The organism is Halorubellus amylolyticus (genome assembly GCF_034808145.1).
GTDB lineage: Archaea > Halobacteriota > Halobacteria > Halobacteriales > Natrialbaceae > Halorubellus.
Map to the genome: position 1 here is coordinate 139,334 of NZ_JAXHGM010000004.1, position 25,105 is coordinate 164,438.

At 69.3% G+C, this 25,105-nt stretch carries 22 protein-coding genes and 1 tRNA gene; 10 read left to right on the forward strand and 13 right to left on the reverse strand.

The window, feature by feature from the left end; genetic code table 11:
• Positions 1-7 precede the first annotated feature (7 nt).
• Together SM754_RS11855 and SM754_RS11860 are read right to left on the reverse strand one after the other, a co-directional pair.
• Entirely contained in the window at positions 8-1,009 is a 1,002-nt protein-coding gene (locus SM754_RS11855) for a TIGR04024 family LLM class F420-dependent oxidoreductase (protein ID WP_323676654.1), read from the reverse strand.
• Between the two features lie 5 nt (positions 1,010-1,014).
• Positions 1,015-1,791, reverse strand: coding sequence for an SDR family NAD(P)-dependent oxidoreductase (locus tag SM754_RS11860; RefSeq protein WP_323676447.1), 777 nt, complete (start codon positions 1,789-1,791; stop codon positions 1,015-1,017).
• Positions 1,792-1,987: 196 nt separating this feature from the next.
• Between SM754_RS11860 and SM754_RS11865 the strand changes: the two genes are divergently transcribed.
• Both SM754_RS11865 and SM754_RS11870 read left to right on the forward strand, forming a co-directional pair.
• On the forward strand, positions 1,988-3,865 hold the full coding sequence (locus SM754_RS11865) for an ABC transporter ATP-binding protein (RefSeq protein ID WP_323676448.1): 1,878 nt from the start codon (positions 1,988-1,990) through the stop codon (positions 3,863-3,865).
• A gap of 99 nt (positions 3,866-3,964) precedes the next feature.
• Positions 3,965-5,851 (forward strand): hybrid sensor histidine kinase/response regulator, encoded by a 1,887-nt coding sequence (locus SM754_RS11870; RefSeq protein WP_323676449.1) that lies wholly within the window; start codon positions 3,965-3,967, stop codon positions 5,849-5,851.
• A 24-nt stretch (positions 5,852-5,875) separates the two neighbouring features.
• Here the strand turns inward: SM754_RS11870 and SM754_RS11875 are convergent, their stop codons facing one another.
• The 7 genes from SM754_RS11875 to SM754_RS11905 all read right to left on the reverse strand — a co-directional run bounded on the left by SM754_RS11875 (position 5,876) and on the right by SM754_RS11905 (position 12,496).
• Positions 5,876-7,102, reverse strand: a complete 1,227-nt coding sequence (locus SM754_RS11875; RefSeq protein ID WP_323676450.1) for an acyl-CoA dehydrogenase family protein — start codon at positions 7,100-7,102, stop codon at positions 5,876-5,878.
• Positions 7,103-7,209: 107 nt separating this feature from the next.
• Positions 7,210-7,698: a hypothetical protein gene (locus tag SM754_RS11880; RefSeq protein WP_323676451.1), complete on the reverse strand. Its 489-nt coding sequence runs from the start codon at positions 7,696-7,698 to the stop codon at positions 7,210-7,212.
• 55 nt (positions 7,699-7,753) lie between these two features.
• Entirely contained in the window at positions 7,754-8,239 is a 486-nt protein-coding gene (locus SM754_RS11885; protein ID WP_323676452.1) for a GNAT family N-acetyltransferase, read from the reverse strand.
• Between the two features lie 302 nt (positions 8,240-8,541).
• The gene (locus SM754_RS11890; protein WP_323676453.1) at positions 8,542-9,720 is read right to left on the reverse strand and encodes a PQQ-like beta-propeller repeat protein; all 1,179 of its coding nucleotides are present in this window, start codon (positions 9,718-9,720) and stop codon (positions 8,542-8,544) included.
• Between the two features lie 118 nt (positions 9,721-9,838).
• Positions 9,839-10,660 (reverse strand): ABC transporter permease, encoded by an 822-nt coding sequence (locus SM754_RS11895; RefSeq protein ID WP_323676454.1) that lies wholly within the window; start codon positions 10,658-10,660, stop codon positions 9,839-9,841.
• Positions 10,661-10,742: 82 nt separating this feature from the next.
• Positions 10,743-11,561, reverse strand: coding sequence for an ABC transporter permease (locus SM754_RS11900; protein ID WP_323676455.1), 819 nt, complete (start codon positions 11,559-11,561; stop codon positions 10,743-10,745).
• Positions 11,561-12,496, reverse strand: a complete 936-nt coding sequence (locus SM754_RS11905; RefSeq protein WP_323676456.1) for an ABC transporter ATP-binding protein — start codon at positions 12,494-12,496, stop codon at positions 11,561-11,563. Before SM754_RS11905 ends, SM754_RS11900 begins: the two co-directional genes overlap by 1 nt.
• A 116-nt stretch (positions 12,497-12,612) precedes the next feature.
• Here SM754_RS11905 and SM754_RS11910 point away from each other — a divergent pair, with 116 nt between their 5' ends.
• The 4 genes from SM754_RS11910 (at position 12,613) to SM754_RS11925 (ending at position 17,077) form a co-directional block, all read left to right on the forward strand.
• A complete protein-coding gene (locus SM754_RS11910; RefSeq protein ID WP_323676457.1) occupies positions 12,613-13,845 on the forward strand; it encodes a DUF502 domain-containing protein in 1,233 nt (410 codons plus the stop codon).
• Entirely contained in the window at positions 13,842-14,318 is a 477-nt protein-coding gene (locus SM754_RS11915; RefSeq protein ID WP_323676458.1) for an archease, read from the forward strand. The genes SM754_RS11910 and SM754_RS11915 overlap by 4 nt, the downstream gene beginning before the upstream one ends.
• A 70-nt stretch (positions 14,319-14,388) precedes the next feature.
• Complete coding sequence (locus SM754_RS11920; protein WP_323676459.1) at positions 14,389-15,492, forward strand: DoxX family protein; 1,104 nt, start codon at positions 14,389-14,391, stop codon at positions 15,490-15,492.
• A 73-nt stretch (positions 15,493-15,565) separates the two neighbouring features.
• Positions 15,566-17,077, forward strand: coding sequence for an RtcB family protein (locus SM754_RS11925; RefSeq protein ID WP_323676460.1), 1,512 nt, complete (start codon positions 15,566-15,568; stop codon positions 17,075-17,077).
• A gap of 18 nt (positions 17,078-17,095) precedes the next feature.
• Here the strand turns inward: SM754_RS11925 and SM754_RS11930 are convergent, their stop codons facing one another.
• The gene (locus SM754_RS11930; RefSeq protein WP_323676461.1) at positions 17,096-17,737 is read right to left on the reverse strand and encodes a GNAT family N-acetyltransferase; all 642 of its coding nucleotides are present in this window, start codon (positions 17,735-17,737) and stop codon (positions 17,096-17,098) included.
• A gap of 109 nt (positions 17,738-17,846) precedes the next feature.
• Here SM754_RS11930 and SM754_RS11935 point away from each other — a divergent pair, with 109 nt between their 5' ends.
• The 4 genes from SM754_RS11935 (at position 17,847) to SM754_RS11950 (ending at position 21,639) form a co-directional block, all read left to right on the forward strand.
• Positions 17,847-18,392 carry a GNAT family N-acetyltransferase gene (locus SM754_RS11935; protein WP_323676462.1) on the forward strand — a complete coding sequence of 182 codons (546 nt, stop codon included), beginning with the start codon at positions 17,847-17,849 and terminating at the stop codon, positions 18,390-18,392.
• A 128-nt stretch (positions 18,393-18,520) separates the two neighbouring features.
• Positions 18,521-19,636, forward strand: a complete 1,116-nt coding sequence (locus SM754_RS11940) for a DNA-methyltransferase (RefSeq protein WP_323676463.1) — start codon at positions 18,521-18,523, stop codon at positions 19,634-19,636.
• A gap of 244 nt (positions 19,637-19,880) precedes the next feature.
• Complete coding sequence (locus SM754_RS11945; RefSeq protein ID WP_323676464.1) at positions 19,881-20,615, forward strand: class I SAM-dependent methyltransferase; 735 nt, start codon at positions 19,881-19,883, stop codon at positions 20,613-20,615.
• Between the two features lie 211 nt (positions 20,616-20,826).
• Complete coding sequence (locus SM754_RS11950) at positions 20,827-21,639, forward strand: alpha/beta fold hydrolase (protein ID WP_323676465.1); 813 nt, start codon at positions 20,827-20,829, stop codon at positions 21,637-21,639.
• 320 nt (positions 21,640-21,959) lie between these two features.
• Here SM754_RS11950 and SM754_RS11955 read toward each other — a convergent pair.
• The 3 genes from SM754_RS11955 to SM754_RS11965 form a co-directional block, all read right to left on the reverse strand.
• Positions 21,960-22,030 (reverse strand) — tRNA-Gly (locus SM754_RS11955).
• 204 nt (positions 22,031-22,234) lie between these two features.
• Positions 22,235-22,903 carry a class I SAM-dependent methyltransferase gene (locus tag SM754_RS11960; RefSeq protein WP_323676466.1) on the reverse strand — a complete coding sequence of 223 codons (669 nt, stop codon included), beginning with the start codon at positions 22,901-22,903 and terminating at the stop codon, positions 22,235-22,237.
• An 82-nt stretch (positions 22,904-22,985) separates the two neighbouring features.
• Positions 22,986-25,103, reverse strand: a complete 2,118-nt coding sequence (locus SM754_RS11965; RefSeq protein WP_323676467.1) for a type II secretion system F family protein — start codon at positions 25,101-25,103, stop codon at positions 22,986-22,988.
• Positions 25,104-25,105 lie beyond the last annotated feature (2 nt).

Sequence of the window (25,105 nt, forward strand, 5' to 3'; positions counted from 1 at the left end):
ACCGGCGTCACTCGGGTGCGAACGCTTCGAGGGTCGCGTCGATCTCCGCGGGGCTGGCGGCGCGGGGGAACCCGATGGAGACGTTGTCGACGCCGTCGACGTCCGCGAACTTCGCGAGTTCCTCGCGGGCGCGCTCCGGGGTGCCGGCGGCCGTGAAGTCGTCGAGCATCTCGCCGCTGAACACGTCGATGGCGGCCTCGCGGTCGCCGTTCGTCCACTTCGCGGCGACGTCGTGCGCCTCGTCCTCGTAGCCCTGGCGGGCGAGCGAGTCGCGGTAGTACGTGCCCATCGCGCCGACGTAGAACGCCGCGTGCTGGGCGGTGAGGTGTCGGGCGCGGTCGCCGTCCTCGAGCGCACAGCACGTGAGCGAGAGCGTCACGTCCTGCTCGCCCCGGTCGTTGTCGCCGAGGTCGGTGCCGCGCTCGAAGTCCGCGAGCCGGTCGCGCATCGCGTCGGGCGTGAAGAGGATGGCGTGCCAGCCGTCCGCGAATCGCCCGGCGAGCTCGACGGCCTTCGGGCCCATCGCGGCGACGTCGACGCGCGGCGCCGGGTCGGGCGCGTCGCAGCGCAGCCGGAACCCGCTGAGGTCGAAGTACTCGCCCTCGTAGTCGAGCTCCTCGCCCGCGAGGACCGCCTTCACGATGTCGACGTACTCGCGGGTGCGTCGGAGCGGGTTCCCGAAGTCGATGCCGTGCCAGCCCTCGACGACCGCGGGCCCCGAGGGGCCGATGCCGAGGCGGAACCGGCCGTCGGAGACCTCGTCGAGCGTCGCCGCGGTCTGCGCGAGGAGCGCGGGCGACCGCGAGTACACGTTCATGATGGACGACCCGATGAGGACCTCGTCGGTGGCGTGCGCGATGCTCGTCATGATAGTCACGGCGTCCCGACCCCACGTCTCCGGCAACCACACGCCCTCGTACCCGAGTTCCTCCGCGCGGACCGCCATGTCCACGAAGTCCTGCACGGAGTCCTGTGCCGCGACCGGCAGGTGGACGTGATAGTCCGTCATCGCCATCAGACCTCCGGGTTCTCCATGATGTCCGGGACGCCCGCGACCGTGAGGCTCTGCCCGACGAGATAGGACGACGCCGGCGACGCGAGGAACTGCGCGACGTCCGCGATCTCCTCGCTCACGCCGATTCGACGCTTGACCTCGTCCCGGTCGACCTCGTCGGCGGTGACGCCCATCTGGCTCGCGACGCCGGGCGTCGCGACGAACCCCGGCGCGATGCAGTTCACGCGCACGTCGTCGTCCGCCCACTCGAACGCGAGCGTCTTCGTGAGGTTCTCCACGGCGGCCTTCGCGGCGGCGTAGTGACTCATCCACGGCGCGCCCTGCTGGCCCGCCACCGACGAGAGGTTGATGACGCTCCCCGAGGAGTCCTTGAGGTACTCCTCGGCGGCCTGGATGCAGTGGTAGGTGCCGGTGAGGTTGATGTCGACGATGGTCTTCCAGCCGTTCGGGCTGATGTCGTCGAAGTTCGCCATGAACGACGCGCCGGCGTTGTTCACGAGGACGTCGACGCCCCCGAACTCCTCGACGGTCGCCTCGACCATCGCCTCGACCGCGTCCCGGTCGGTGACGTCGCACTCGACCGCGTGCGCGCTCCCCGGTCGGTCGCTGTCGTTGATGCCGTCGGCGACCGGTTCGACGTTCTCCATCTCGCGCGAGCAGACGACGACGTCCACGCCGTCGTCCGCGAACCGCTCCGCGATCACCTGCCCGATACCCGAGGACGATCCGGTGACGATAGCGACGTCGCCGTCGACGCTGAACTGGTCCGTGGCCATACCGAGGGTCATGGAACCCAGGACCAAAGTAATTTGCAATGGGTTGTCTGTTCACTGGTTCCTGGCGGCGACAAACGCGCCCCGCTCCAGTTCACCCGGGTGCCCGGTCGACGACGTCCATGGCTCGTCCAACCGACGAGAACGAGCGTTTCGAATCGAAGGTCATTTGCTGCTCGCTGAGGTTGCTTCCCGCAACGTGGCCTCCTCCGACGACGAGAACCCCTTCGAGGCGTACCGCGTGGACGTCGACCGACCGCTCGCCCGACTGTTCCGCGAGTACGGCGTCCCGCGGTGGCCGTGGCTGCTCGCGGGGGTCCTCTCGAACTTCGTCTCCCGGGCCGCACTCCTCCTCCCGCCGGTGGTCCTCGGGACCGCCATCGACGCCGTCTTCTCGACCGACGGCGCGGCCCGGTACAACCTCCCGCTGGTTCCCGCCGGGATGATACCGACGACGCAGGTCGAACAGTTCTGGTTCTCGGTATGGCTCATCGTCGGCGCGTTCGTCGTCGGCACCGCCGCGCGCTGGGTGTGGGGCGTGACGATGAACACGTTCGCGCACGGCGTCATGCACGCCGTCCGCACCGACACGTACGCCGCGATGCAGGACCTCGACATGACGTTCTTCGACGACAAGGAGACCGGCGAGGTCATGAGCATCCTGAACAACGACGCGTCGAACCTGGAGACGTTCCTCGACGACGCGCTCTCGGAGGCCCTGCGCCTCGTCGTGATGGTCCTCGGTATCGCCGGCATCCTGTTCTTCTACAACGCCCAGCTCGCCGCCGTCACGCTCGTGTTCGTCCCCCTCATGGGCGCGTTCACGCTCTGGTTCATGCGGAAGGCAGAACCGCGGTACGCTCGCGTCCGCGAGGCGGTCGGCGACCTGAACACGCGCTTGGAGAACGGGCTCGCTGGCATCCAGCTCGTGAAGACCACGGGGACGGAAGCGCACGAGACCGGTCGCGTCCGCGGCGCGAGCCGCGAGCTCTACGACGCGAACATGTCCATCCTCACGCTCTCGTACTTCTACCGGCCCGGGATGAGCTTCCTCGCCGGGCTCTCGTTCGCGACGACGTTCCTCGTCGGCGGCCTCTGGCTGTTCCAGGGGCCACCCGGGCCGCTGACGGGGACGCTCTCGGTCGGCGAGTTCGTCGTGTTCGTGTTCATGACCCAGCGGTTCGTCCAGCCGCTCTCGCAGGTGTCGAACATCGTCGACTGGTACGAGAACGCGAAGGCGAGCGGGAAGCGCGTGTTCGGTCTCATGGACGTCCCGCCGCACGTCACCGAGCGCGAGGACGCGCTCGTCCTCGACGACGTCGACGGGCACGTCCGCTACGACGACGTCACGTTCGCGTACGACGGCGCGGACGAACCCGTCCTCGACGGCGTCTCCATCGACGCCGACCCCGGCGAGACCGTCGCGCTCGTCGGGTCGACGGGCGCCGGGAAGTCCACGACGCTGAAACTGCTCATGCGGCTCTACGATGTTAACGAGGGGGCGGTCACGGTCGACGGGCACGACGTCCGCGACGTCACGCTCGCGTCGCTCCGCGAGCACGTCGGGTACGTCGGCCAGGACTCGTTCCTCTTCGACGGTACCATCGCCGAGAACGTCCGCTACGGGCGGTTCGACGCGGACCGGGACGCGGTCGAACGCGCCGCTCGGCTCGCCGAAGCCCACGAGTTCATCGACGCCCTCCCGGAGGGCTACGACACGCGCGTCGGCGAACGCGGCGTGAAGCTCTCGGGCGGGCAACGACAGCGGCTCGCCATCGCGCGCGTCGTCCTCCAGGACCCGCCCGTGCTCGTGCTCGACGAGGCGACGAGCGACGTCGACACGGAGACCGAACTCCGCATTCAGCGGAGTCTCGACGACCTCGCCGCCGACCGGACGACGTTCGCCATCGCGCACCGCCTCTCCACGGTGAAGGACGCCGACCGCATCGTCGTCCTGGAGGACGGCCAGGTGGTCGAACGCGGCACGCACGACGAGTTGCTCGCCGACGACGGCCGGTACGCGACCCTCTGGAACGTCCAGACCGGCGCGCTCGACGACCCCGACGACGCGCCCTGAAACGCACCCCAACGCACCAGAACGACGGAACCCCGAGGGTGCGGGTCCCGTGGTGGCGAACCGAACGTTTCTTGCATGAGAGGGTCGACGGCAAACGATATGCGAGACGTCCAGGTCCTCTGCGTCGACGACGAACAGAGTCTCCTGGATCTCACCGAGACGTTCCTCGACCGCGAGAGCGACCGCATCAACGTCCTGCCGGCGAGGACCGCCGACCAGGCGCTCGACGTGCTCGCCGAGCGCGACGTCGACTGCGTCGTCAGCGACTACGACCTCGAACACCGGACCGGGCTCGCGTTCCTGAAGACCGTCCGCGAGGACCACTCAGACGTCCCGTTCGTGCTCTTCACGGGCAAGGGCAGCGAAGCGGTCGCGGCGGACGCCATCTCCGCGGGCGTCACCGACTACCTCCAGAAGGGCGGACGCGAGCAGTACGCGCTCCTCGCGAACCGCGTGGAGAACGCCGTCGACGCCGCACGCGCCGAAGAAGAACTCGAACGCACCCGCGAGAAGACGGCGCAACTCCACGGGCACGCCGCCGACATCGCCGGTGCGTCCTCGCGCGACGCGGTCGTCGACGCCGCGCTCTCCGCGGCCGACGACATCCTCGACTTCCACGTCTACGGGCTCTACGAGGCGACCGACGGCCGCTTCGAGCCCCTCGGCGCGGCGACCTACGAACCGGACTCCCTCCCCGCGCTCGACGAGGGGGTCCTCGGGAAGACCTACCAGCGCGGGGAATCCTTCCGGGTCGACGACGTCGCCGGGACAGACGACGCCGCACCCGACCGGCCGTCGTTCCGGTCCGCCGTCTCCGTCCCCGTCGGCGACGACGTCGTCTTCCAGGCCATCGCCGCGGAACCGAACGCGTTCACCGCCTCAGACCTGGAACTCACCGAGCTCCTGGCGACGCACGTCGAGCAAGCGTTCGACCGCCTGGACCGCGAACGCGAGTACGAACGCACGACCGAGCAACTCCAAGCGATACTCGACAACACCACCGCCATCGTCTACATCAAGGACCGCGACGGCCGATACGAGCTCGTGAACGAGCGGTTCCGCGAGGTCGTCGGCGTCGACGACGGCGAACTCGTCGGGCGAACCGACTGGGAGATACAGGACGACGAGTTCGCCGCGGAGGTCCGCGCGAACGACCGGCGCGCCATCGAGGAGGAGTCCGCTATCGAGGTCGAGGAGGACGCGTACCGGCACGGGGAACGACGCACGTACTACTCGGTGAAGGTCCCCTTGTTCGACGACGACGGCGACCCGACGGGCGTCTGCGGCATCAGCTCTGACATCACCGAACTCAAGGAACGAGAGCACGAGCTGGAGACCCAGCGGAACCGCCTCGACGAGTTCGCGAGCGTCGTCGCGCACGACCTCCGCGGCCCGCTGTCGGTCGCGGAGGGCTACCGCGAACTTCTCGCCATGGATCTCGAGAGCGACGACGAGCGACTGGCGGAGATCGCGGACGCGCACGACCGGATGGCGGAACTCATCGACGACGTGCTCTCGCTCGCTCGCGAGGGCGACCACGACGTCGACGCGCACGACGTCTCCATCGCCGGTGTCGCCGAGTCCGCACGGTCCGCGGTCGACCTCTCCGAGGACGTCGCGGTCGAGGTCGAGGGCGACGGCGTGGTCACCGCCGATCCGTCGCGACTCCGTCGCGTGTTCGAGAACTGCTTCCGGAACGCCGTCGAGCACGGCGGCTGCACGTCCCGTATCCGCGTGACGGTGACGGCGGACGGGTTCGCGGTTGCGGACGACGGCGACGGCCTCCACGCGGACGTTCGCGAGGACCTGTTCGAGTACGGCGTCAGCGACGGGGACGGCACCGGAATCGGGCTCGCGGTCGTCCGCGAGATAGTGCAGGCGCACGACTGGTCGGTGCGGTGTACGGAGAGCGAACAGGGTGGGGCGCGCTTCGAGGTCGAGACGTCGAATCCCCCCAGACCGCCCGCGTCACTGCCGGAATCGTAGTCGTCGCGACCGCGGCCTGCTCGATTACAGGTCGTCGTCGTAGCGCGTGATGCCCGCGAGCTCCTCGGCGTCCGGGTCGTCGAACGCCCAGCGGGCGATGGAGCGCCGGTGGACCTCGTCGGCGCCGTCGACGATGCGGAACGCGCGGACGTTCTCGTAGAAGTCCGCGAGCGGCAGGTCCTTCCCGATGCCGTTCCCGCCGCAGACCTGGACGGCGGTGTCGACGGCGTCCTGCGCGACGTTCGCGGTGAACGTCTTCGCCATCGCCACCTCGATGCGGGCCTCGTCGCCGGCGGCGATGCCGTCGGCGGCGTGCCGGATCATCGTCCGCGCGGCGTGCAGGCTCGTCCGATGGTCGGCGACCTCGTGGCGGAGCGCTTGCTTCTCGCTGAGCGGTTCGCCGAACGCTTCGCGTTCGCTCGCGTACGCGGTGGCGATGTCGAGCGCGCGGTCGGCCATCCCCGCGAACCGCATGCAGTGCGTCAGTCTGGCCGGCCCGAGCCTGGCCTGTGCGACCATGAAACCGCCGTCCTCGGGACCGAGCGTGTTGCTGAGCGGGACGCGGGCGTCGTGAAACTTCACCTCCGCGTGACTCGACCCGACCGGCTCACCGCCCGTGTGCGGGACGTCGCGGACGACCTCCACGCCCTCGGTGTCCCGCGGCACGATGACGAGACTCGTGCCCTCGTAGGGGTGCGCGTCCGGGTTCGAGCGCGCCATCACGAGGAACACGTCCGCGTCGGCACCGCCGGTCGTCCACCACTTGTGCCCGGAGATTACCCACTCGTCGGCCTCGGCGTCCTTCGTGGCCGTGGTCTGGAGCATCTTCGGGTCCGAGCCGCCGCCCTGCATCGGTTCGGTCATGCAGAACCCGGAGTTCATCTCGCCGCGCGCGAGCGGCCCCAGCCATCGCTCCTGCTGCTCGTCGGTTCCGAAGTGCTCCAGGGTGTGCATGTTCCCCTCGTCGGGCGCCGCGCACCGCATCGCGGTCCCCCCGAGGAGGCTCCGGCCGGCCTCCTCGAACACCGGGAGCATCGCGCGGAAGTCCATCCCCAGCCCGCCGTACTCCTCGGGGAGCTGCGGGCCGTACACGTCGTACTCGCGGGCCGTCTCGCGGAGGTCGTCGATGACCGCGTCGGGGACCTCGCTCGCGCCGAGGTACTCGCGTTCGACCGGGATCGCTTCCTCGCGGACGAACTCGCGCGCTCGTGACGCCACCTCCTTACCGCGGTCCGGGTCGTCGTACTCCATGCGTCGACCGACGGACGCCGCCCTCTAAACGGTATGGCAACAGGTGACGATGCGCGAGGGGTTTCCGAACGCGTTCGGTCGGCGTCGGCGGCCGCGGTCGGATGCGGTCAGTCGCCGCCCGTGGCCGCCTCGGTGCCGGTCGGGCGACCGCCGGTCTCACGGTCGGCCGTCGTGTGCGTTCGCGCGAACACGGCGACGTAGAGGACGACGGTGAGGAAGCCGACGGCGGCCGCGAAGAACCGGAGAGCTCCCGCTGGCGTGACGAACGCGCCGGGGAGGCCGAGCCGCCCCCAGGCCCTGCCGAACACCGGAAGCAGGCGTGCGGCGAGGAACCACGGAGCAGCGGCGAGGACGGGGGTGGCGTTCGCGCGGACGAGCGCCGCGGGCGTCAGCGAGAGCGACGCGCCCTCGGTGCGGGCGGCGAGCGCGCGACTCCTGACGAAGGCGTACCCGAGCGCCATCGCGATCCCGGCGAACCGGAGCGCGGGCCCGGCCGCTGCACCGCCGAGGAGCGAGAGGACGGTCCAGACGCCGACGACGACCGCGAGCGGGACGCTCTCGCGCAGGAGCGCGCTCGGGTCGATTCGAGCATTCATGTTCGAACACAGTCAGGACTGCGGGAAAAGCGTACCGTAGGGTCAAGCCGCCGTTTCAGCCGCGGAGGATCTCCTGGAGGCGCGTCGTCAGGCCGCCGTCGTCGCCGAGCTTGAGGTAGTACGCGTCGCCGCCGTCCTCGTAGTAGTTGTCGATGCGGCGCTTAACCTCGAACCCGAGGTGCTCGTAGAACTGGAGGGCGTTCTCGTTCGTCGTTCGGGCGTGACACGTGACGGTGCGGTGCTCGTCGGCGACGCGCGCGACGAGCTTCTTCCCGACGTCCTCGCCGCGGTGGGCGGGGTCGACGGCGAGGAAGAGGATGTAGCCGTCGCGACGCACGGCGACGAACCCCATGAGTTCGGGGTCGATGCCGTCCGCGACGAACGCCTGCACCGTCGACCGACGGTACGCGTCCGTGAAGAAGTCACGCCGCTGCTTGAGCACGCCTTCGGCCCGTCGAATCTGCTCTTTCAGCTTCCACGCCTCGGTCACGAGATCGTCGTTCCCGGGACCGATGACGCGTGTGTCGACGTTGACGCTCACTAGATTGGGAATCCGAGACACACAGGTATAATTCCATCGGCACCCCCACCCCCAGGAGCAGACGGCTCCCGCCAGGGAGTCGTTTCCTGCGGCGTTGTTGCTGCGGACCAGAAGAGCGTACGGCGACCCCAGCCGGCCGTTTCTCGAGGTTTTGGCGACCGTGCTAGCAGATTGCTATCGTAGGGCTTGGAGAGAATCACGTGCTTTTGGGACGGAGAGGTGGTCGAGAGCTGTATCGGTCGCAGTCGTCAGCTCGTCGAGGTGGTCGGTCGCAGACGCCCACATTCGCTCGACGCGCGGCGTCAGCGGAAGGAGTGCCCGGTGAGGTTCTGTGTCGCGACGACGAGGGTGTCCTCGAGCGACGCCACCGAGTGATACGTCTTCTCGACGCCCCGTTCGAACAGGACTTCGCCCGCCGGATTCATGCCGTACATCGTCCGTGAGCGGTCCGAGCCGACCACCACGTCGCCGACGGTCGTCGTCATGTACGGCCACTCCCGGGTGAGCTTCTCCCACCGCTTCGCGCCGTCTGAGCGGTCGTACGCGAAGAACCCCGAGTTCGACCCGACGACGACGGAGTCATCGGTCAACACCGGGCCCGCTCGCGGCGTACTGTGCACGTCCGCCTCCCAGCGTACCTCGTCGGCCGCGGGGTCGTACTTCTGAAGCGTATCAGGCCCGCGAACGGACCCGACCAGCCACAGCAGGCCGTCCTCGCGACGACAGAATCCGCCGGCCAGCGTGGGATTGTGTTCGACGACGGTCCCGTCCTCCGTCTCGTGCGTCCGCTTCCGGCCCGTCGCGAGGTCGTACTCGAACAGTCCCTGGTACATCCCGACGTAGAGCACGTCGCCGACGGCCGCCAGCTCTCGCGGCCACCGGTCCTCGCTGTCGCTCCGGTACTCGGCGCTCCACGCGACCGTTCCACCGTCCGTATCGAACGCGTACAGGCCCGCCGGCGTGTTTCCCTCTTGGCGCTCGAAGTCCACCGCGTACAGCCGCCCCTCGTGGACGAGGAGGTCGCGTACCTCGTTGAACTGCGTCTCCCGCTGCCAGCGCACCGTCGGTCCGCTCGGCTCGATCGCGAACACCTTCCCGTCGCCCGCCGTGAACACGAGGTCCTCGCCGAACGCGAACGGCTTCGCTCCGCCCGTCGGGACCCCCAGACTGACCTCCCAGCGCTTCGCTCCGGCCGTCCCGTCGACCGCCGTCACGACGCCCCCCGTCTGGACGAACACGGTCTCATCATCGACCGCGATGCCCTCGCCCCCGACTCCGACCTGCCATTCCCGGACCAGCTCGGGCTTCGCGGTCGTCGGGTTCTCCGTCCGCGTCTCGGTCGTCCCCCCTTGGGTCGTCGCCACAGTCGTCGGTTCGCCATCTGAGGTGGAGGCCCGCGACGTCGTCGCGTCATCGGTCAACCGGAGACACCCGCTCCCCACGACGCTCCCCACTGCCGCGAGCACGGCACGTCGATTCATGGCCCGAAGTGCTTCTCGAAATGTCAAATAGGCACTGGTGACGGTATCTCCCCGGGTCTCGATAAGACGGGGACAGCTGTGAGGAGGTGCTTCCGGAGAGTGCGATAGCTCGTCAGTTTCAGAGCTCTTGGGTCCGGAAGTGCGTGTAGGCGAGGAGTGGGGGGATGGTGAGCCAGGCGAGGAGGATGATGGCTGCGATGGCGGGGGTGGCGAACCATTGGGTGTCGGCGACGAGGCCGGGGGGGCCGGTGCCGATGTCGACGGTGTCGGCGAGGAGGTACGTGTAGAGGGGGCGTGGGGTGGCGAACTTGAGCGTCTCGGCCCAGAGCGGGAAGCTCCCGGGTTCGACGCGGAAGCGGAAGAGGAGGAGGACGACGACGTCGACGAGGTTGCTCCAGAGCATGACGAGGGCGATGTAGCTGCCGAAGGTGGCGCCGATGACGCGCCGGGAGGTGCGGATGCTCGTGGAGAACGCGGTGCCGAGGGCGAGGAACGCGAGCGTGTAGGCGAGGGTGCCGGCGCAGAGCGCGAGGTAGCGGCCGAGCGGGAGCGTCGGGTAGCGGAGGTAGAGGACGAAGAGGCCGGTGATGGCGCCAGTGGTGATGGCGGTAGTGAGGACGAGTGCGCGCGCGGCGAGCTTGCCGGTGACGACGTCGCGACGGGCGTGCGGGAGCGAGAGGGCGAGCGCGATGGTGCCGGTTTCGCGCTCGGCGACGACGGTCTGGTAGCCGAAGAGGACGCCGACGAGCGGTGCGAGGAGGGAGAGGACGGTGGTGGCGGTGTCGAGGTAGCCGTCGACGCTCGGGGTGGAGAGCGACGCGAGGGCGTACGCGAGACCGCCGAAGGTCAGGACGAACAGCGCGACGGTCGCCCAGACGCCCTTCGAGCGTTTCGCGATGCGGAGGTCGGTGCGTGCGATGGCGCGTCCGCCGTCGGTCATCGACTCACCTCGGCGACGCCGGCGTGGACGTGGTCGCTGTCGGTGCTCGGTGCGGGCGCGAACGGCGCGGGCGCGGTGCGGTTCATAGGTCGGTCACCTCGAACCGGCGGTAGCCGAGTGCTATCGGGAGGACCGTCCACGCGAGGAGTGCGACGAGCGCCGGCCAGGCGCCGAGGTACCAGGCGGCGTCCGGGCCGAAGTACGGTCCCCTGGCTGCCTCGGTGTAGAACCCGGTGACGACGCGACCGTACAGGAGGCTGGGTTCGAGGCCGTGGAGGAACAGCGCCCAGTCCGGGAGCGAACCGTCGGCGAGTCCGACGTAGTCGAGCGCGAGCGCGAGCGCACCGCGGAGCTGCCCCCAGACGACCACGAACAGGAAGAACACGCCGAAGGTGGCGCCGGACGCGACGCGGTTCGATGTCGTGAGCGTCGAGATGGCGAACCCGATACCGAGGAACGCGAGCCCGTAGCAGCACGTGACGGCGAGGTACCCGAGGACGACCCCGGCGTCGAAGCTCCCGAAGGGATAGTAGACGAGCCAGCTGCCGGCGAGCACGCCGCCGGCGACGGCGGCGATGAGCAGGCCTGCTCGCGTCGCGTACTTCCCGACGAGTGCGTCTCGACGGCTGTAGGGAAGCGTGAACAGGAGCGTGAGGCGACCGGCGGAGCGGTCCGCGACGATCGCTTTGTACCCCAGCAACAGCCCGAACAGGGGGACGACGAGACCGACCGCGTCGGTCATGTAGCTCGCGTAGTCCGCGGACGTCGGCGCGCGAGCGTTCATCGGGAGGACGTACCCGCCGAGGACGAACACGAGCGCGACGGCGACCAGCCCCGCCTTCCCACCGCGCGGGTCGACGACGTCGTCGAACTCCTTGCGGGCGATGACGTCCCACGCCATCACGCCTTGCCTCCGGTGTACTCGACGAACAGGTCCTCCAGCGACGGCTCCTCCGTCGTGAAGTCGAGGACGTCCGCCCCGGCTTGGGTGAGCGCGACGAGGATGTCCATCTTCGCGTCGTTCGTGCACGTGACGACGAGCCTGGTCGCGTCCGACCCGCCGCCGTCGAACTCGGCGTCCCGCCACGCGCTGTCGACGCCGTCGACGCTCTGGACGGTCTCCAGGCAGTCCTCGGCGTCACCGTCGGTCGTGATGAGGAGCTTCGTGCCGCCGCCGACGGTCTGCTTGAGGTTGTTGATGGTGTCGACCGCGGCGAGTTCGCCCTCGTGCATGATGCCGACGCGGTCGCAGACCTTCTCGACCTGCTCGAGGATGTGACTGGAGAAGAACACGGTCGCACCGCGCTCGTTCTCCGCCTTGATTATCTCCCGCATCGCCTTCGCGCCGTTCGGGTCGAGGCCGCTCGTCGGCTCGTCGAGGATGAGGAGGTCGGGGTCGCCGACGAGCGCCATCCCGAGGACGAGTCGCTGCTTCATGCCCTTCGAGTAGCCGGTCGCGTCCCGGTCGGCGTCGTCGGCGATGCCGACGCGTTCGAGGACGTCCATCGGGTCGCCGGTGACGTCCCGGGACTCCATCGCGAACCGGACGTGCTCGCGGCCGGTGAGGTCATCGTAGACGTCGTAGCCTTCGGGGAGGACGCCCATGCGTTCGCGGGCGGCGACGGGGCGTTCCTGGCAGTCGACGCCGAACACCTCGACCGACCCGCTCGTCGGGCGAGCGAAGTCGAGGAGCATGTTGATGAGCGTGGACTTCCCGGCGCCGTTGTGCCCTAGGAAGCCGAATATCTCGCCGGTCTCTATCTCGAGGTCGACGCGGTCGACCGCCGTGAGCGTCCCGAACCGCTTGGTGAGGTTGGAGGTACGTATCGCTGTCATCGGGGATTCCAGTCTGCTTTTCGACAGGAACCAGATGAAAGTATCGCTTCTACCGTTCTCCGGCGGACCGCGAGTTCCCGAAATACCTTTCGGGAATCCGTGCCTGGAGGGTGACAATGACGCCGTCCCCTGGTGAAGAGTACTCGTCGCCGCGCGAGGCCGGTCGGAGCGCCGTCGACCTCGCTCGAGACGCGTTCATCGGCGGACTTGCGGTCGTGGTGCCGTTCGCCGTGACGGTCCTCGTGCTTGCGACGGTCGTCCGGTACATCCTGAACTACATGACGGCGTTGCTGGACGTCACCGGGAACCAGGGCGCGGGCCCAATCCTCATCGGGGCGGCGGTCGGCGTGCTCGTCGGCATCGTGTTCCTCGTCGGGTTCCTCACGCAGTTCCGGTACGGGGAGACGTTCATCGAGTACGTGGACGCGGCGCTCGCGCGCGTCCCCGGGTTCGGCTCGATCTACGAGAGCTTCCGCGAGATGAGCGACGTGATGATGGAGAGCGACCAGCAGAGCTTCCGGGACGTGAAGCTCGTCGAGTTCCCCCACGAGGGCGCGTACACGCTCGGGTTCCTCACGGCGGAGTCCGCGGGGTCGCTGAAGGACGCGGCCGGCGAGCGCGACCTGGTGACGCTGTTCCTGCCGCTCGCGCCGAACCCGGTGATGGGCGGGCATCTCGTGCACGTCCCGAGCGAGCGCGTGATGGACGTGGACATGACGGTCGACGAGGGTATCAGGACGGTGGTGACGAGCGGCGTGGCGACCGGCGGCCCGAGCGACGCCCGTTCCGGGTCGGGGCTGTCGGCGGACGAACTCGAGCGGCTCGCTGCGACGTCGGAGACGGCCGTCGGTGCGGACGCGACGCCGGACAGGGACGTTGGCGAGCGGCAGCGTCGCGGTGCGAGCGCCGAGACGCGCCGCGGTGCGTACGAGTCGTACGCGGAACCGGATTCGCCGGACGAGGAGGCGGTTCCGTCCGGCGTCGAGTCGTACGGCGACGACGGCACGCTCGGCGCGAGCGAGCCGCATCCGGGGGACGTGGAGCGACGGGAGTCGGACGGGATGCTCGGCGAGGACCACGCGACGCCCGCCGACGTCGCGGCCGGCGGGAACGACGAATCGCTCGGTAGCGACCTCGAGACGCCCGCAGACGTGGACGCGGCGAACGAGCCGAGCGGACGCTGGCGCGACCAGACGCGGGACGACGGCGTCGAGGCCGAGGACGCCGATTCGAGCGAACCGGGGAGCGAGCCCGAGGACGCGTTCGCGGACGTCGACGGGGCCGGCCGCGACGCGACCGGACGCGGCCCGACGCGACCTGACGCGGACACGGACGCGGAGGGACGATGACGGGCGCGTTCGCGCTCCGCGAGCACACGGCGGACGTGGCGGTGGAGGCGACGGGCGACTCGGCGTCGACGGTCTTCGCGGCGGTCGCGGACGGACTCTCGGCCGCGCAGTGCGACGACGTGCCGGCGACGGGCGGGGCGCGCTTCGCGGTCGAGCGCGAGGCCGAGGACCTCGAGGGACTGCTCTACGACTACCTCGGACGCCTCATCTACGAGCGCGACGTCCGCGGCGTCCTCCCCGTCGACAACGACGTCACCATCTCCAGGCTCGACACCGAGGGGAGCGACCGCGCGCACGACGAGGGGTCCGACGAGGCGGCCCGCGACGACGCCCGGTACCGTCTGGCGGCGACCGCACGCGGCGTCGACCTCGCGGCGGTCGACGCCCGGGAGGTGAAGGCGGTGACGTTCTCGCAGATGGTGATCGAGGAACGCGGCGACGAGTGGTACGCGTACGTCGTCTTCGACGTCTGAAGGGCCCCGGGGAGTGTGCGCGGTGAGAACCGTCGCGGAGCGTTTACGTGCCGGCGTCGAACGACCGGGCATGAAGCGTCTCACGGGCCGCGTCGCGGTCGTCCTCGTGCTCGCGGTCACGTCGCTCGCCGGGACGGCGAGCGCGCACGTCCGGTACGTCGTCGACGACCCCGCGGACGTCGCGTCCATCGTCTCGTTCGTCGCGAGCACGATAGCCGTCCCGCTGCACGCCGCCATCCTCGGCGGGAGCGCGCTCGCCGCCGTCGGCGGCGTGCTCGCGTACGAACAGCTTCGACCGTTCGAGCGCGACCGCGCGCTGTTCACCGAGGCGATGACGGACTACCGCGACCTCCTCCCGTGGCTCCTCCGGCTCGCCATCGGCATCCCGCTCGTCGGCGCCGGGTTCAGCGGGTACTACTTCACGCCGCTGATCGGGTTCGACGCCAGCCTCCCGTTCGTCGGCCTCGGCTTCCGCCTCGTCTTCATCGCCCTCGGGTTCCTCCTCCTGTTCGGGCTCGCGACCAGGGTCGTCGCCGCCGTCGGCCTCCTCCTGTACGCCGCCGGCCTCGCGAGCGAACCCGCGCTCGCCCTCCAGTTCGAGTACGTCGGCGGGTTCCTCGCACTCGTCGCCGTCGGCAGCGGCCGCCCGAGCGCGGACGACGTCCTCGAACGCCTCGCCGCGGACGACGCGAGCGCGTACGGTCGCGTCGACCCCATCTACGACCGAGCCGTCCGCTTCCGCGAACGCGTCGCCCCCGCGAGACCGCTCGTCCCCGTCGCCGTCAGGCTCTCGCTCGCCGTGACGTTCGTCTACCTCGGACTCGTCGAGAAGCTCCTCAACCCCGGGTACGCGCTCGCCGTCGTCGCGAAGTACGACCTCACCGCCGTCGTCCCCGTCGCACCCGAACTCTGGGTCGTCGGCGCGGCACTCGCCGAGATAGCCGTCGGCGTCGTCCTCGCCGTCGGCCTCTACACGCGCGCCGCCGCCGGCCTCTCCCTCGCGCTGTTCACCCTCACGCTGTTCGGGCTCCCCGACGACCCCGTGCTCGCGCACCTCTCGCTGTTCGGGCTCGCGTCCGCGCTCATGATAACCGGCGCCGGCCCCTTCTCGCTCGACGCCCTGTTCGACGACGGCTCCCCTGACCCCGCCACGAGCGAGGACCCGACCGCGTAGACGACGGCACCTCGCCCGAAGACGTCATCGCGTAGACGAAACCTATTCCGCCGGCGCGAGCGACCGCTAGCACATGACCACGTACGACGCCGACGGCATCACGCTCCACAAGGTCCGAGACTACGTGTGGGAGATCCCCCAGGACGAGAGCGAGGGGATGCGAGCGCCGGCGCGCGTCCTCGCGAGCGAGACGCTCCTCGACCAGATCAGCGACGACATGAGCCTCCAGCAGCTCAAGAACTCGACGCACCTCCCCGGCATCCAGAAGCACGCGCTCGCGATGCCGGACGCCCACCAGGGGTACGGGTTCCCCGTCGGCGGCGTCGGTGCCACGGACGCCGAGAACGGCTGTCTCTCGCCCGGAGCCATCGGGTTCGACATCAATTGCGGAGTGAGGATGATGAAGACGAACCTCCGGTACGAGGACGTTCGCGGGCGCGAGGAGGAACTCGTGGACGCGCTGTTCGAGAACGTGCCGACGGGACTGGGTGCGGGTGGTATCTTCGAGGGGTCGGTGGCGGACGTGAACCGCATCCTGCAGGGTGGCGTCGAGTGGGCGCTCGCGGAGGACTGGGCGGTGCCCGCGGACCTCGCGCACTGCGAGGACGAGGGGAAGCGCGCGGACGCGGAGCCGTCGAAGGTGCCCGAGGAGGCCAAGGAACGCGGCCGGAAGCAGGTCGGGTCGCTCGGGTCGGGGAATCACTTCCTGGAGGTCCAGCGCGTCACGGACGTGTTCCGGGAGGACGTCGCCGAGGAGTTCGGGCTCGTGGCGGACCAGCTAGTGGTGCTCATCCATTGTGGGAGTCGTGGGCTCGGGCATCAGACGTGCCAGGATTACGTGCGCGACATCGAGAAGCGGCATTCGGGGTTCGTCGACCAGCTCCCGGACCGCGACCTAGCGGCGGCGCCGGCGGGGAGTCAGCTCGCCGAGGACTACTACGGCGCGATGTGTGCGGCGATCAACTTCGCGTGGGTGAACCGCCAGCTCATCATGCATCGGACGCGGCAGGTGTTCGAGCAGGTGTTCGACCGCGACTGGGAGGCGATGGAGATGGACCTCCTGTACGACGTCGCGCACAACATCGGGAAGAAGGAGGTCCACGAGGTGGGGGTCGGGCCGCAGGGCCGACCGGTGGGAGACGGCGACGCCGTCGACCGGGAGGAGCGGGAGCTCTACGTGCATCGGAAGGGCGCGACGCGTGCGTTCCCCGCCGGTCGACCGGAGCTACCGGCGGCGTACCGCGACGTCGGGCAGCCGGTCATCATCCCGGGGAGCATGGGTGCGGGGAGCTACGTGCTGCGCGGTGGCGAGCACTCGCTCTCGGAGACGTTCGGGTCGACCGCGCACGGTGCGGGGCGGACGATGAGTCGCACGCAAGCGAAGCAGGACTACTGGGGCGGGGACGTCCAGGACGACCTCCGCGAGCAGGAGCACGTGTACGTGAAGGCGCAGTCGGGTGCGACCATCGCCGAGGAGGCGCCGGGCGTCTACAAGGACGTCGACGAGGTCGTTCGCGTGAGCGACGCGCTCGGTATCGGCGACAAGGTCGCGCGGACGTTCCCCGTCTGCAACATCAAGGGGTAATCGCTGTGGGAGGCCGCTTCATCGCGTCGCCGCGGGTGGGCCGCGCTCGCGTTTCGCGCCGGCGAACTCGCGCTCGCCCGTGCTGAGGTCCTCGCGAGCAGCGAAGACGTCGAGACCGTCGCGATAGCGCGCCGCGGCGTCGGCGTTCGCGTCGCGGCCACCGCCCTCGCCGTCGTCGTCGAGCGCGCCACTCGCGGGGTGTTCGAGGACGAGTTCGGCGATACCGGTCTCGCGGCCGGTGTACGCGAACCCTGTCTTGTAGAGCGCCTCGTAGCTGTAGGGGTTGTTGACGGCGATGCGGAGGCGGTCGTAGCCGCGGTCGCGTGCCGCGTCGCGGACGAACGCGAGCAGTCGCGGACCGAGGCCGTCGCCGCGCCGGTCGGCGCGCACGGTCACGTACCGCAGCCAGAGGACGTCGCCGTCGGTCCGGTCCTCGTTGAACGCGACCGCGGCGAGGACGTCCGTCGCGTAGTCGTCGCTCTCTCGGCCCGCGAACGCGCTCGCCGGGTCGTCGTGGGTGGCCGCGACCGGTCGCGGGCGGTCGTGGCAGACCGCCTTCCCGGTCGAGGACATCGCGAACTTCCCGGCGTACCCGAACTCGCGGTAGTCGAGGCGGAGCGTCGGGCCGTCGTCGGGCCAGCCGAGGACCTCGAAGTGCACGCGTCGAGGTTCGCCCGCCAGGGTCCTGTGGGTTTCGGCGCGACCGGCGACCGTGAGTGACTGCCACGTCGGAAGAAGGCTTATCGGACCCAGCGGTGACGGTGCGGGTATGCCTGGTGCACGCGTCTGTGACGGCGAACGGGTGACGCTGCGGACGTTGGAGGAGGAGGACCGCGCGTTCGTGCAGCGCTCGCGCGCGAACCCTGATATCCGATATCCGCTCGGGAACCCGCTGACGAGTCGGACGGCGATGGCGGCCGGCGACGCCGACGACGACGGCCACGACCTCCTCGCGTGTCTCGACGGCGAGGACGCGGGCCCGGGGGCGGTCGACGAGGACGACGTCGAGCGCCTCGGCACGGTCCACGTCGACGACGTCGCGTACAAGCGCCCGAACCTCGGGTTCTGGCTCGCCGGCGAGTACCACGGCGAGGGGTACGGCCGCGAGTCCGTCGCGCTCGTCGTCGACTGGACGTTCCGCGAGTACCCGACGCCGGCCATCGGTGCGGAGGCGTTCGCGAGCAACGAGGCTTCGCGCGCGCTTCTGGAATCGCTCGGGTTCGAGCGCGAGGGCGTCCGCCGGGACTTCATGTTCGTGGACGGCGAGCACCGCGACATGGTCTGTTACGGGCTCGCGCGCGGGGACTGGGAGTGAGTCGGTGCCGCCCTGGTCGTGGCGCGTCGCGCCAGGAGTCGCCCGGCGCGGTGCGGGCACTCTTCTTGGGCGTCGCCGTGTGGTCGTGGAGAATCACCTATATGTGTGGCGCGGGGAGTGGGTGAGTGATGGAGACGACCCATTGCGTGCACGTCGGGGACGCGCGGGACCTGTCGGGGCTCGACGCGGACAGCGTGGACCTGGTCGTGACGTCGCCGCCGTACCCGATGATCGAGATGTGGGACGACGTGTTCGCGGACCTCGACCCGGCCATCGGCGAGGCGCTCGCTGACGGTGACGGCGAGCGAGCGTTCGAGTTGATGCACGACGTCCTGGCGGAGGTGTGGGCGGAGGTCGAGCGCGTGCTCGCGCCGGGTGGGATCGCGTGCGTGAACGTCGGGGACGCGACGCGGTCGGTCGACGACCGGTTCCGGGTGTACCAGAATCACGCGCGAGTGCTCTCGGCGTTCGCGGACCTCGGGTTCGACCCGCTCCCGGACGTGCTGTGGCGCAAGCCCGTGAACTCGGCGGCGAAGTTCATGGGGAGCGGGATGGTGCCGCCGAACGCCTACGTGACCCTGGAGCACGAGTACGTGCTGGTGTTCCGGAACGGCGAGTCCCGGTCGTATCCGCCGGGGGACGAGGACCGCTACGAGTCGGCGTACTTCTGGGAGGAGCGCAACCGGTGGTTCAGCGACGTGTGGACGGACGTCGGCGGGGAGCGCCAGACGCTCGCGGACGACGCGCTCCGGGCGCGTTCGGGCGCGTTCCCGCTGGAGCTGCCGTATCGCCTCGTCTGCATGTACTCGGTGTACGGGGAGACGGTGCTGGACCCGTTCTGGGGGACGGGGACGACGAGTCTGGCGGCGATGGCGGCGGGCCGGAACTCGGTGGGCGTGGAGCGCGACCCCGGGTTCGTCGAGGCGTTCGCGGACCGGGCGAGCGAGGCGCCGGCGGTGTCGCGGGACGTGAACGCGGCGCGACTGGACGCGCATCGCGAGTTCGTCACGGAGGCCCGCGAGTCGGGTGACGACCTCGGGTACGAGAACGAGCACTACGACGTGCCGGTGCGGACGCGCCAGGAGCGCGACCTGCTGCTGTACGACGTGGTCGGTGTCGACGAAACCGGCGCCGACGGGGTCGATACGGCCCTCGACGCTGGTTCAGGTGATGACGCCGACGGGGCTGCGGCGGCGTGCACGTACCGGGTGCGGCACGAACCGCACGAGTCCGAGGTCGAGTGACGCCAGGACCCCGATTCGAGAATCGGCGTTACAGAGACTCTATCGACCGTCCAGACCACCGATTCGCGGTGTCCAAAAGTTATAAATCCCCAGCGTGCGAAGTTGTAAGTGAAAGAGACTGTTAAGAGGAATAGTAATTCTTTTCCGGTAGCGGCAGCTATCCTCTCAAGCCGACGAGGAGCCACCTAGGGCCCACGAATCGGTGTGGTGTCGAATCCGTCCGACCAGCCGCAGCTACGTCAATATGACAAGAACCATAGGCACATCTGACCGCAGCGACGCCAGCCACCCCGAGACCATCGACTGGAACGCGTTCTGGCGGGACGCCGACCAGACCGACCGCGAGTCCGCCACGCCGAGCACGCACCACGTCCAGGACCTGCTCTCGCAGTTCTTCGACGCGAAGGGCGTCCCCGAGTCGTTCGCGAGCGTCGGCTGCGGCCCCGGCGTCGTCGCCTTCCACGTCGCGGGCGAGCACCCCGAGACCACCGTCTACGGCTACGACGCCGCCCGGTCCATCGTCGCCGAGAACCGCGAGGGCGCCACCGCCGACGGCGTCGCGAACGCGCACTTCGAGCACGCCGCACTCCCCGACCTCGACCTCGACCGCCAGTTCGAGTGCGTGCTCTGCTACGGCACCCTCAGCTACGTCGAGGACTCCGCGGACGCGCTCCGCGCGCTCTACGACGCCGTCGAACCCGGCGGACACCTCGTCCTCGGGTACGTCAACGACGGCTTCCGCCGACACCTCCAACGGATCGTCGACGACCCCGCCGGCCACGGCAAGGACCCTGACCGCTTCGACCTCGCCGAGTTCGAGCGCCGCTGGCGGCTCGTCCTCGACGGCGAGAGCACGCTCACGTACGACGCCATCCACGACGCCGTCGGCACGTGGCCGCGGAGCTTCTGGGAGGTCGCCGACCACCCCGAGGAACGCTGGGCGTGGGAGGACGTCCCCATCGTCTGGCTCCCCAAGTGACCCCCGCCGCTCGCACAGCCGACGCCGCCTGGCGGTCTCGATGCCGCTGACGCCCGGCCGACCACGCCCACCTCGGCGGGACCCCGCTGACGCCCCTCTCCACGTTCGGTCCGGGCCGCGTACCGTCCGGCGGCCGTCAACGCGCGCTCGTCGACGCTAATTCTCCCAGGCTCAGGTCAACAAATAAGGTGGTTCGTCGAGAAGCGAGCGCATGGTTCCCTCAGCCGGCAGCGGTACAGACCGGTACCGAACCCGCGCAGACACGGTCGCGACCGACCGCGGCGACGGTCCGCCCGTCGTCCTCGCGCACGGGACGCTCATGGACCGGACGATGTTCGACCCGCAGGTCGACGCGCTCGCGGACGACCACCGCGTCGTCGCGTACGACCTCCGCGCTCGAACCGACCGGTACGCCGACAGCTACGACCTCTACGACCTCGCCGACGACTGCGCGGCGCTCATGGACGCGAAGGGCATCGATTCCTGCGTCCTCGGTGGGATGTCGATGGGCGGGTTCATGGCGCTCCGGTTCGCCGAGCGCTACCCGGAGCGCGTCGACGGCCTCGTCCTCGTCTCGACGACGGCCGGACCCCACGGTGAGGAGGAGACGGCGCGGTACGAGGAGATGATCGCGACGGCGCGCGACGCCGACGCGGTCCCCGAGCACCTCGCTGACGTCATCAAGCACATCCTCTTCGGGGCGACGACGAACGAGGAGCGGTCCGCGCTCGTCGACGCCTGGGTCGACCGGTGGCTGACCTACCCCGGCGAAGGCGTCTACCAGGAGGTTCGGTCGTGGCTCCATCGTCCGGACTTCACCGAACAGCTCGCCGGCGTCGACGTCCCGGCGCTCGTCGTCCACGGCGAGGAGGACGTCGCCCTGGAGCCCGAACGCTCCGAGCCACTCGCGGAGGCACTCGACGCAAGACGCGTCACGGTTCCGGGCGCGGGCCATTCGGTGAACCTCGAACGGCCCGCTCCGGTGAACGACGCCGTCCGCGAGTTCCTCGCCGACGTCCGCTGAGGACCGCCCGCGCACGCTCCCCCGAGGCTTGTAACGTCCGCCGCCGGCACGAACTGGGCGGCACGTCGACACGAGTACTGGCCCGTCGGACAGTCGGCAAGAGAAGTGCACCAGCCGGGATTTCACCGAGTCACGCGAGGTGAACGTCGGCTGGAGCCCGACCGAAGGGAGTGCACCAGCCGGGAATCGAACCGAAGTGAGACGTTCCGGCTCGCTACGCTCGCGGGCTGCGACTCACAGGCTTCGATTCACCGGGTTTCGCAGTTCTCCACGATGCGACGCTCGTCGCTGTCGCTCCTCGCTCGCGTGTCGTGGAGGAGTGCACCAGCCGGGAATCGAACCCGGATCATTGGCTTGGAAGGCCAAGGTCTTACCATTAGACCACCGGTGCGCGAGTCGTGCGGTCGGTGTCGGTCGACGCCGTCGGCGACCGTCGCGCCGGCACTCGTTTCGAGGGAGCCGTCGCTCGCATTTGATGGTTACGGTTGAAGACAGCGCGTGGTGCGCTGTGTCTCGGGAGCCGTGCGCGAGGGCCCCCGAGACGCGTAGGTCCCACACCAACGGGTGTGCGCACAGAGTGCTTGGTAGCGAGGCCTTAAGATGTTTTCCGTTCGGACTTGACGAGCGAGTAACAGTTGCCGCTGGACTGGAACGGCTCCGCGGCCGCGAGCGCGCTCGAGGCGAGGTCGCGCTCGAACTCCGGCGGCGAGTACACGTGATAGTACCGTGGGACGGTCTCGCCGCCGGGAAGCGTCCAGTCGACGGTCGTGTCGAACCCGACGTCGTCGTCCGCGCTCGCGTCCTCGAACGTGTCGTGGGCCGTCGACCACGCGCTCACGAGCGCCGCACCGTCCGGCGAGAGGACGCGCGCGAGCTCGTCGAGGCTGCGGACGCGACGCTCCCGGTCGGGGAGGTGATGGAGCGTCGCCACGTACACCGCGAGGTCCACGCTGTCGGTCGCGAGCGGGAGCCGGCTCGCGTCTCCCTGGACGAGCGCGAGCGACTCGGCGTACGCCCGTTCCTCGGCGCGGTCGGCGGCCGCGTCGAGCAGCCCGCGGCTCGCGTCGACGCCCACGACGCGGTCGCACGAACCGGCGAGTTCCTGCGCGTGCCGACCGTTCCCGCAGCCGACGTCCAGTCCGACCGCGCCCGAGCGGCCGTCGAGGAACGACGACACCTCCGGCCAGGGGTGCTCGCGCGTCGACGAGAAGTGCTCCGCGATGCGGTCGTAGACGCGTCGCGTCCGTTCGCGAGACCGATCCATGTCACTCGCTGCGCCCACGACACGCATAACGACCGCGGTTCACTCGAACGCCAACCGGCGACTGGCCGAAGACGACCGCGGTTCAGATGAACAGGAGGAAGACGCCGTACGCGATGGCGACCAGAACCGCCGCGTGTTTCGCACCACCGCGGATGTCGCCCGTGGACAGCTGTCCCGCGATGAGCCCCGAGAGCAACCCTTGGAGGAGCGTCGAGTGGAAGAACAGCAGCGTGTACGCCTCGGTGTTCACGCCACCGCCACCGATACCGCCGATCGCGCCCACGCCGGCACCGCCGGCCGACGCACCCGACCCCGTTCCGTTCAACGCCCCACCCGTGTCCGGGAGGTTCGGGATGAGGACCGTCGACAGCACCCCGATGATGAACAGGAACACGAAGAACGACACGTACACGACGACCATGTACGTCACCATCTCCTGCTTCCGGCGCTGCTTCAGTCGCCGGTCGGCCTTCGCCTGCGACCCCGCGATACGCAGCACCGTCGACAGGTCACCGCTCGCGTTCATCGCCTTCGTCGTCAACGTCACCACGCGCGAGATGATCTGCGTGCGGAGACGCGACTCGAACCGCTTGAGCGCGGTCTCGACGTCCGCGCCCCACTCGATGTCCCGCCACACGCGCTCTATCTCCGGGTCGAGCGCCCCGAGTTCGCTGCGTTGCACGCGCTCGATGGACTGCACGACCGTCATCCCCGCCTCGTTCACGCTCGCGAGCCGATCCATGAGGTCCGGGACCGCCGACTCGATCGCCTCCAGGCGCCGTCGATGCACCTCGAACACGATGGCGAACGTCCCGACGACGAACAGGGTCCCCTGCACGAGCAGGTCGTCGAGCGCACGGATCGACACCTGGCCGTCGACGAGCGTCTCCGGGAACCGGATCGCGGTGACGAGCAGGGCGATGGGGACCGTCGCCCAGAACAACGCCGTCGGTCGCTCGATTATCGTCCGTCCGGGACTCCCGAGCTTGCGGCCGAGCCAACGGAACCGCCTGTACAGCAGGAGGCGCTCCATGCCCGCGTCCGAATCCCGCTCGCTCCATCCATCACCGCCACCGTCCGGACGCACGTCCTTCGTGCGCCGAACGTCCGCCATCTTCTCGATGGGGTTCTCGATGTCGTCGATGCGCTTGATCTGGTTGAGCGTGTCCGTCGCCGTCGATAGGTAGATGATGAACAGGAGGTTCCCGCTCGGCACGATGACGTACACGAGCACCTGTAACGGCTGGATGGTGTCCCCGACGGCGATACCGATGACGACGAGTATCGTGATGAGGAACAGCGGCCCGGCGACCAGGCCCGTGACGTACACCTCCGCGAGCGTCGCGAGCAGGTCGAGGAGCTTCTCCTGCTGGCTCTCGGCCTCCTCCTGGAAGTCCTCGTACTGCTGTTGGAGGAACGACGACAGCGACCGGCCCGACTGGAGGACGCTCGCGAGGTTCTCGGAGAACTCCTTGAACTGCCCGCTCGGCGTCCGATGCGCCATCGTGTGGATGGCGGAGATCATGTCCTGGCCGAACATGTCCATGTTCCGGACGGCGACGTTCACCTCGTCGGCCGCGTCGCCGTACACGGCCTTGTTGTCCGCGAGGATGCGCATCACCTTCGGGAACTCCATCCCGGACCGGCTGAGCGCGTACACGAACGCGATGGTGCGCGGGAGCGACGCCTCGATGCGGCGCGCGCGTTCGTCCGCCCGGTACGACGGGTACCACCACCGCAGGAAGTACGTCAATCCGCCGAAGATGCTCCCGACGGTCGCGCTCGTCACGAGCATCAGCACGAACAGCTCGTAGATCGTCAACGACGGCAGCCCCGTGAAGTTCGCGAGGACGTGCAGTTGCTGGGGGAGCGTGTTCGTGATCGTCTCCTCGTCGATAGCGAGGAGCGTGAACGTCCCCCAGATGAAGTACATCCCCGAGAGCGACCCGACGACGGCCATCACGGCCGAGTAGAACATCGTCTTCGCGGCGTAGATCCGGTACGTCGTCGACAGGTGCGCTGCGCGGAGCGTGTTCTTCCGCTGGGTCTTCTTCCGGTCGATGCGTTCGACGTACGACCCGAACCCGACGAGCGCGAACCGGCTGACGATACGGTTCGCGTACGCGGAGTACGGCGCGAGCGCGACCGGGAGCGCGAGCAGGACAGCGAACCCGAGCGGGACCCAGTTCGCCCACGACATGC

Bases quoted from the DNA above. Each gene is read 5' to 3' on its own strand.
- SM754_RS11910 (WP_323676457.1), top strand. From the start codon at position 12,613: ATGACGCCGTCCCCTGGTGAAGAGTACTCGTCGCCGCGCGAGGCCGGT.
- SM754_RS11965 (WP_323676467.1), bottom strand. From the start codon at position 25,103: ATGTCGTGGGCGAACTGGGTCCCGCTCGGGTTCGCTGTCCTGCTCGCG.
- SM754_RS11935 (WP_323676462.1), top strand. From the start codon at position 17,847: ATGCCTGGTGCACGCGTCTGTGACGGCGAACGGGTGACGCTGCGGACG.
- SM754_RS11950 (WP_323676465.1), top strand. From the start codon at position 20,827: ATGGTTCCCTCAGCCGGCAGCGGTACAGACCGGTACCGAACCCGCGCA.
- SM754_RS11855 (WP_323676654.1), bottom strand. From the start codon at position 1,009: ATGACGGACTATCACGTCCACCTGCCGGTCGCGGCACAGGACTCCGTG.
- SM754_RS11920 (WP_323676459.1), top strand. From the start codon at position 14,389: ATGAAGCGTCTCACGGGCCGCGTCGCGGTCGTCCTCGTGCTCGCGGTC.
- SM754_RS11880 (WP_323676451.1), bottom strand. From the start codon at position 7,698: ATGAATGCTCGAATCGACCCGAGCGCGCTCCTGCGCGAGAGCGTCCCG.
- SM754_RS11875 (WP_323676450.1), bottom strand. From the start codon at position 7,102: ATGGAGTACGACGACCCGGACCGCGGTAAGGAGGTGGCGTCACGAGCG.
- SM754_RS11870 (WP_323676449.1), top strand. From the start codon at position 3,965: ATGCGAGACGTCCAGGTCCTCTGCGTCGACGACGAACAGAGTCTCCTG.
- SM754_RS11900 (WP_323676455.1), bottom strand. From the start codon at position 11,561: ATGGCGTGGGACGTCATCGCCCGCAAGGAGTTCGACGACGTCGTCGAC.
- SM754_RS11890 (WP_323676453.1), bottom strand. From the start codon at position 9,720: ATGAATCGACGTGCCGTGCTCGCGGCAGTGGGGAGCGTCGTGGGGAGC.
- SM754_RS11860 (WP_323676447.1), bottom strand. From the start codon at position 1,791: ATGGCCACGGACCAGTTCAGCGTCGACGGCGACGTCGCTATCGTCACC.
- SM754_RS11905 (WP_323676456.1), bottom strand. From the start codon at position 12,496: ATGACAGCGATACGTACCTCCAACCTCACCAAGCGGTTCGGGACGCTC.
- SM754_RS11960 (WP_323676466.1), bottom strand. From the start codon at position 22,903: ATGGATCGGTCTCGCGAACGGACGCGACGCGTCTACGACCGCATCGCG.
- SM754_RS11940 (WP_323676463.1), top strand. From the start codon at position 18,521: ATGGAGACGACCCATTGCGTGCACGTCGGGGACGCGCGGGACCTGTCG.
- SM754_RS11915 (WP_323676458.1), top strand. From the start codon at position 13,842: ATGACGGGCGCGTTCGCGCTCCGCGAGCACACGGCGGACGTGGCGGTG.
- SM754_RS11895 (WP_323676454.1), bottom strand. From the start codon at position 10,660: ATGACCGACGGCGGACGCGCCATCGCACGCACCGACCTCCGCATCGCG.
- SM754_RS11945 (WP_323676464.1), top strand. From the start codon at position 19,881: ATGACAAGAACCATAGGCACATCTGACCGCAGCGACGCCAGCCACCCC.
- SM754_RS11925 (WP_323676460.1), top strand. From the start codon at position 15,566: ATGACCACGTACGACGCCGACGGCATCACGCTCCACAAGGTCCGAGAC.